General features: G+C 39.5%; 7 protein-coding genes. 4 read left to right on the forward strand and 3 right to left on the reverse strand.

The window, feature by feature from the left end:
- Positions 1–157: 157 nt before the first annotated feature.
- Together VB797_RS33685 and VB797_RS33690 are read left to right on the forward strand one after the other, a co-directional pair.
- The gene (locus VB797_RS33685; protein ID WP_323242155.1) at positions 158–730 is read left to right on the forward strand and encodes a putative dsRNA-binding protein; all 573 of its coding nucleotides are present in this window, start codon (positions 158–160) and stop codon (positions 728–730) included.
- 6 nt (positions 731–736) lie between these two features.
- Positions 737–1,120 (forward strand): hypothetical protein, encoded by a 384-nt coding sequence (locus VB797_RS33690; RefSeq protein ID WP_323242156.1) that lies wholly within the window; start codon positions 737–739, stop codon positions 1,118–1,120.
- A 563-nt stretch (positions 1,121–1,683) separates the two neighbouring features.
- Here the strand turns inward: VB797_RS33690 and VB797_RS33695 are convergent.
- The 3 genes from VB797_RS33695 to VB797_RS33705 form a co-directional block, all read right to left on the reverse strand.
- Positions 1,684–2,184 carry a hypothetical protein gene (locus tag VB797_RS33695; protein ID WP_323242157.1) on the reverse strand — a complete coding sequence of 167 codons (501 nt, stop codon included), beginning with the start codon at positions 2,182–2,184 and terminating at the stop codon, positions 1,684–1,686.
- An 81-nt stretch (positions 2,185–2,265) separates the two neighbouring features.
- A complete protein-coding gene (locus VB797_RS33700; RefSeq protein ID WP_323242158.1) occupies positions 2,266–3,261 on the reverse strand; it encodes a hypothetical protein in 996 nt (331 codons plus the stop codon).
- A 192-nt stretch (positions 3,262–3,453) separates the two neighbouring features.
- A complete protein-coding gene (locus VB797_RS33705; protein ID WP_323242159.1) occupies positions 3,454–3,597 on the reverse strand; it encodes a hypothetical protein in 144 nt (47 codons plus the stop codon).
- 449 nt (positions 3,598–4,046) lie between these two features.
- On the opposite strand from VB797_RS33705, the gene VB797_RS33710 reads away from it, so the two are divergent.
- On the forward strand, positions 4,047–4,805 hold the full coding sequence (locus tag VB797_RS33710) for a CHAT domain-containing protein (RefSeq protein ID WP_323242160.1): 759 nt from the start codon (positions 4,047–4,049) through the stop codon (positions 4,803–4,805).
- A gap of 15 nt (positions 4,806–4,820) precedes the next feature.
- On the forward strand, positions 4,821–6,523 hold a 1,703-nt coding region (locus VB797_RS33715), incomplete at its 3' end, for an NB-ARC domain-containing protein (RefSeq protein ID WP_323242161.1).

Below are 6,523 nucleotides of genomic sequence, written 5' to 3' on the forward strand. Positions count from 1 at the left end.
AATATTTTTGTCAATCTTTACTATCGAACGCATCATTTACAGTTGAATGTTCAATTAAATACAAGTGCAGGCTTACAAATAAACGGTTGGCAAATCACAACTCACTGTCACCATTGACTGTAAAGTTATCTACGTAACTTTACCGAAATAACCAAGTATGATTGAAAATGCCAAGAAGCAACTTATTGAATTGCTCAAGAACCTTGGTTTTAGTGAAGATGATGCCCACTTCAAACGCGAACCTATTTCCCCAAATAGTTCCCATCGCTCTACTGTTGTGGTAAATTTCCCCGATGGTCGTAAGGTTTGTGGAACGGGTGTTGGGCAGCGCAAAACTGAGGCTGATATTGCAGCAGCACAAGTTGCTCTTGATTTATTGCATAGTGACCATCCAGATTTATGTGTCAATTGGGATGAAATAAAAGCTGAGGCTCAGGCAGGTGACGCACTGATTAAGTTAGGCGTATATCTTTGGGCAGAGTTAAACAATGCAGATGAAAAGTCAAAAATTCTGCAAAGCTTGGAGTCCGACGCTCATCTTGCTCTTGTATTTGACCGATGGAAACGAGAGGGCGATCCAGACTTAGCCATGTGGGGAAGTCATTTAGGCAAAAAGAGAAAAGCTACTTTGGTTGAAGCACTATTGTGGCGGCGTTTTGGATCGCAAGTGATTGCAAGCGATGCATTACCGCCACTCCAATCTCTACTGAAGACATTACAAACAACATAGCTTTTTATGAATAATGAATTTAATCTGTTATTAACACAAGCCCAAATCGAACAAGTCTTATCACAGGTTAAAGCTGCTTTTCCCTTCTTTACTGACTGGGAATATAATAACGAGAAAGACGCGGAGTATTTTGGCTTTTCTGTATGGGGAAAGTTGGTAACTAACCCAGAAGAATTAATGTCGCGACGTTTTTTTATCACATTTGATAAAAGTCATGAAAATAAGTGGCAGGGATGTTTAACAATCGGTCAACATTCTTATCTCTGGTCAAGTGCTGACATGGGTGATGCTCACTTATTAGATACGGAGCCAACTGAAACTTTAGAAGAAGCAATTGTAGCTCTTAAAGCAAATATGTTAGAACTGTTTCGATCTTTTTCTGTAGTGTGAGATGGGATGCGCCGCTAGCGATCGCGCTCCATCTGGGTACTTTATACTTTATTCTTGATTTGTATATCTGAGTACCAGTATAACACTGCTGAAAGGGGGGGGATTTGCTCGCTTTGATATCTTTCCATCCAACTGATACCGCTACACCAAGATATCTGCGTTCTTTCAGGATGGAGTCCGCTACACGGAGTCAAAACCTCTATCACGTAATTATTATTTAGAACATAGCTATATGCCAGTTTTTTGATGTAGTGTTGTAATACATTAAAAAGTAAGGTAAAACTAAGAATAGCATCTGGCACAATCTGTAATATTCAATTCTTATAATGAAGCTTACACAGAATGTACAGGATTTTATTATCTAACCGATGCCTCGCATCTTCCCAATAATTGCTGGGTGAGGGGGTGAAGTGCCGTATCTGTGGGGTTTTGGACACTTGTAGTATTGTTCCGAACTTTTTGCTCGGTATCGGTTAGAGAGAAAATTCCGCCAATTAATAATCAGTATATTAACTATTTATATACAAGTATTTTTTGTAGTTGATTATTTCTTAGGCAAGTCGTTAGACTACATCTTTAGCTACCATTTTGGTAATCTCATCAACAAAGCTTTGGATTTTTTCTGCTGATTCAGGAAAGCAGCAGTTTTTATTATCATTCACCGCAATATCTAGCCAGTCTTTTGCCATGCCGTGATGCTTAAGCAGCATCTGTGAACCTGACGCAAAGCATGCAGCTTTTACACGATAGCAGGAATAAAGCGGATGACGCTTGAAAACATAATAAGCTTTCTCAAACTCTTCAGCTGCTCTGTATAGCTGCTTCTTACGGCGAGCTTCAGAAATTTCAAAGTTTAGAAAATTATTTGTTGACATTAAACCGTTCCGTAAGTGCCGAAATGCAAATCCTCGAACTAGTGCTTGCGCTTCAGTCATTTCAACAAGAAGTGCAATGTCAGAATCGCTTAACTCTTCATAAAGCTTTGTTGCAAGCGGAGCAAGGGGAATTCCTGCAAAGAATGCCGCAGCATCAATTCCACGTAACACAAGAACCTTTTTTTTCATTATTTAATGCGTCTTCGTCTGAAGGCGGATAGTTTATATAAAATTAAGAGGACTTTTGTATTTTGATTTACTGGTAGGGTATTAGCTTAGAATTGCTATTGTCAAAAGAATCTCCTTTCGCTTTTGATAACCTGCAAGTCGAATATTTGACATCTTTGTGTTATATTCGTTGATTTCTTTCCGCTTTTCATGAGTTAGTCCAGTATGCAACAAGACACCGGCGGTTCTCAACAGACCGTAGATACCACTACCAAAACTACTAGAGTATTCCCTTACATGTTCTTCATAAGAACGAACGATATGAGTTTGCTGGTGATCAGCAAGGTTTCGCATCTCTTTAGTCATATTTTTAGCTGTAATGCACCATTCTAGAGCAGCACTTCTGTGACCCATAGCCATATGTAGATTGGCAATGGCTTTCGCAGTTTCATAACGCAAAAGCAATAAGTGTGGTACTTCGTGTAGAGTGTTAAACACTTCTTCAAATGTTGTCCATGCAAGATGCATCTGTTCTTCACGCTCATCGTCGTTTAAATCAGTGTGCATAACATTAGATGCTTTTTTCATACCGTACTCAAACATGCTTACCACATGACCAGTCTGAGCATTTTTTAGCAATTGAAAGATTTCTTCTAAGGGTTTAATACCATTCGCAAATGCTTCACATGCCTTGCTGGCATTTTTGAATTCGTGAATGAGGAAATGAGATCTGTGTGAGTCCGGATCAAGTAATAACATTACTAAAGCAAATGTTAAAGACACTGATAATCCAGTGCGTTTAATAAAGTCAGATTGGTTTTCACCACTTAAATCAATTTTACGACCGGATATGCCTGGAAAGCAGTTACTGAGAATTTTTATAGCTTCATTATCATCGTCAGGCAGTTTTTGGTTGCCTTGGACATATAGCTGATACATAGACTCTTCATAGCTGAGGCTTTTAGATTTAGAAGAGCTATGAGCCTTCGGACGGTTCGATTCAGCAAAATGAGAGTAATCACTAGTTTTTTTGCTGTTCCCAACGGGGGCATAGCAAATATATAAAACCAGAGGACTGCCACTATGGTTAGTTGTCATTATAAATGTTTCTTAGCGTACAATGTTTCCAAATAGGCACAGTGACCCCTAGAACCTACATTCCGCACCCCAAGTATCACAATCGGTAATCACTTAATATCTCCTCTATTTTGAGCTACAAATTATGCTGATATAATTTTTCACCTCAGTTGAAACAAGGAGATTAAGTATATAAACCAGCTTTATTTTATTCTAAAAAACAGTAAAAATACTTGTGTGACAGTTAGGGTGCAGAATGTGGGCTAAAACCTCACCAACTTTTTCGCCAGTCTTTTCTAATGCTTTGGTAGCAACAACTGAACCAACAGCAATCGCAGCACTACTTAAAGGCTCCATAAATTAAAATATGAATAGAGATATACCCCTGTATTCTAGTAATCTATCATTAGCGTAAGTGTATTATATTTTATATCCGTGATTTTCGGTAGCAAAGAATAACCGCTGCTGTATTGTCACGGTGAGAAGCATCGCTCCCAGAAAGTACTACATCAATTAATTACCTAACTCAAAAGCTATTCTCTTCGGTGCGAATGTTTTCCCCTAGAAATACTCGCAAGAAGAATGGGTATTTTCTATACCAAAAAAAAATCATGTAATTTCTGGTATTACAGCTTTTTCTTAGTTTTACCTTACTTCCTTACTCACTTTCTTGTCATTGCTCATTCAAGGCTCTGTTACTGTGGCGTGGATTGGTGATTTCTCCCGGAATCATTAAGTTTGGCTTTGAAGTAGACCTCAGACCTTGCCAATCTGGTAGGCTTTAATACATCCATGAATGATGAGAAATGGTTAAGCAACAAACTACTCAGCCACGAAAAATCTTGATTCTGGCAGCCAGTCCTGTAGACCAAGCAAAATTACGCTTGGATGTAGAAAACCGTGAAATTGATGAAGGTCTAAGACGTTCTCAGCATCGTCAACAGTTCCAACTAGAAAAGCTAGGAGCAGTGCGAACTGATGACTTGCGTCGAGCCTTGTTAGATAATAAACCCCAATTCCTTCACTTTTGCGGTCATGGTACGGGGTCAGATGGATTAGTATTTGAAGACCAACAAGGCAATACTCAACTAGTCGCTACAGAAGCTTTGGCGAATTTGTTCGAGTTATTTGCAGGTCAAATTGAGTGTGTTGTACTTAATGCCTGTTATTCGGAAGTCCAAGCGAGCGCGATTGTTCAGCACGTTGGCTATGTGATTGGCATGAATAAAGCCATTGGGGATAAAGCAGCAATCAAATTCTCCGTTGGCTTTTATGATGCTTTGGGTGGTGGACGCTCTGTAGAAGATGCTTATAAATTTGGTTGCAATGCAATTCAAGCTGAAGGTATTCCAGAACATCTTACCCCCGTCCTCAAAATCAATACTGCCTGGAAGTCTTTGTTGGAGAAATCCCAACAGCATAAAAATGCTTCTCCAATAGAAGATTCATCAACAGATACCTTTAATACACCCACGATTCCACAAAATAAAACTATCCACCAACAAGCAGGAGATAATGCTAAACAAATTGGGGAAATTGGGTCAGCAGGAACAATCAACTTATAGTGAATACTGAAGATAATGGTGGATCAGAAAGCTGGTAATAACGCTGTTCAATTTGGGGAAATTGGGTCAGTAGGGGAAATAAACATTAATACTCACCATACACCCGCGAGTATTCCTTTTCAAGCACCATCTTTACCACCTAATTTTGTAGAACGTCCCTTACCCCGTCAACAAGTAAAAGCACTTTTACTGGGGCAAGAAGCTTTGAATCGAGGAACTTTAGTTCTTAGCGCTATTTATGGATTAGGTGGAATTGGTAAATCAATATTAGCTGCGGCTATAGCCCATGATCCGGATGTTAAAGCTTGTTTTACAGATGGGGTTTTGTGGGCTACTTTGGGTCAAAAACCGGATTTGTTGCCATTATTAAGTAGTTGGATTCTGGCTCTGGGAGACAATAACTATAAACCCATTCAACCAGATGATGCAAAAAGACACTTGCAGACACTACTTTATGATAAGAAAGTCTTGCTAGTGGTAGATGACGTTTGGAATCCAGAACACGTTGAATATTTTCAGGTTGGTGGTGCTGGTTGTCGGGTACTTATAACTACACGAGAAGCAATGATACTGGGAGCAAACCGTTATGATTTGGATGTGATGACAAAGAGCGAATCCCTAAAGCTTCTGGAAAGTCAACCACAGCCCAGGCAACTTACTCAAGCAGAACAACAGCAAGCGGAACTTTTAGCAGAAACAGTTGGTTATTTACCCCTAGCGTTAGAATTAGCCGCAGCGCAAATAGCAGATGGAATCACATGGGAAGAATTGTTAGAGGATTTAAGGGCAGAAATTGCTCATTTAGATGCGCTTGATTTATTTGTAGACTGTAGCAGTGAGGAAAAGCGCAAAAAGTATTCTCTGGTAGCTTCTTTTAATCTCAGCTTGAATTCTTTAACTCCAGAATTATTAAAACAATTTGCTTGGTTTGGAGTTTTACCAGAAGATGTGGCTATTACCCATGCAATGGCGGCAACACTTTGGGGTGTTAATCCTAGACAAGCTTTAACAATACTGCGTCAATTAAGGTCTAAAGCATTACTGCAAACAGGAACAATTCAGTTTGAAAACAAACCAACTTACAAGCTACATGACTTAATGCATGATGTAGCTGTTGGATTACTTACAGGAGAAAAAGTTTCATTACAACCAGAAAAACTACCAGGCTTGGGATTGAGTTTACCTGCTGCCCATTCGGCGTTATTAAACCGTTATCAAGAAAAAACTCAGTCAGGGCAATGGCATACGTTACCTGGTGATGGTTATATTCATGCTCATTTAACTTGGCATTTCCAACAAGCGAACCAAGTACATCAGATACATCAACTTTTACAAGAGGAAACCCCAGCAGGAGGTAATGGTTGGTATGAAGCGTGCGATCGCTTGGGACAAACTGCTAACTTTGTAACTGATGTTGGTCGTGCTTGGGAACTAGCAGAAGATTCTTGGACTGAAACAACCTCATCTCAAGTTATTGGCTTACAGTGTCGCTATGCTTTGATAATTGCATCCCTTAATAGTTTGGCAGCAAATCTACGAGTAGAACTGCTGATTACGTTAATCCAAAAAAATGTGTGGACTCCTGAGCAAGCACTCGTTTACGTGCTACAAAGCTCGAATCCACAACAAAAAGCAAACTTGCTTACAAATTTAGCCAATCATTTACCTCCAAACCTAAAAGAATTAGCACTCTCAAAAGCACTGGCTGCTGCTAGGAA

Source organism: Rivularia sp. UHCC 0363 (assembly GCF_034931125.1).
GTDB lineage: Bacteria > Cyanobacteriota > Cyanobacteriia > Cyanobacteriales > Nostocaceae > Rivularia.

Excerpts from the sequence above, each read along its gene's own strand:
- VB797_RS33690 (WP_323242156.1), top strand. The coding sequence starts at position 737 with ATGAATAATGAATTTAATCTGTTATTAACACAAGCCCAAATCGAACAA.
- VB797_RS33700 (WP_323242158.1), bottom strand. The coding sequence starts at position 3,261 with ATGACAACTAACCATAGTGGCAGTCCTCTGGTTTTATATATTTGCTAT.
- VB797_RS33695 (WP_323242157.1), bottom strand. The coding sequence starts at position 2,184 with ATGAAAAAAAAGGTTCTTGTGTTACGTGGAATTGATGCTGCGGCATTC.
- VB797_RS33710 (WP_323242160.1), top strand. The coding sequence starts at position 4,047 with ATGGTTAAGCAACAAACTACTCAGCCACGAAAAATCTTGATTCTGGCA.
- VB797_RS33705 (WP_323242159.1), bottom strand. The coding sequence starts at position 3,597 with ATGGAGCCTTTAAGTAGTGCTGCGATTGCTGTTGGTTCAGTTGTTGCT.
- VB797_RS33685 (WP_323242155.1), top strand. The coding sequence starts at position 158 with ATGATTGAAAATGCCAAGAAGCAACTTATTGAATTGCTCAAGAACCTT.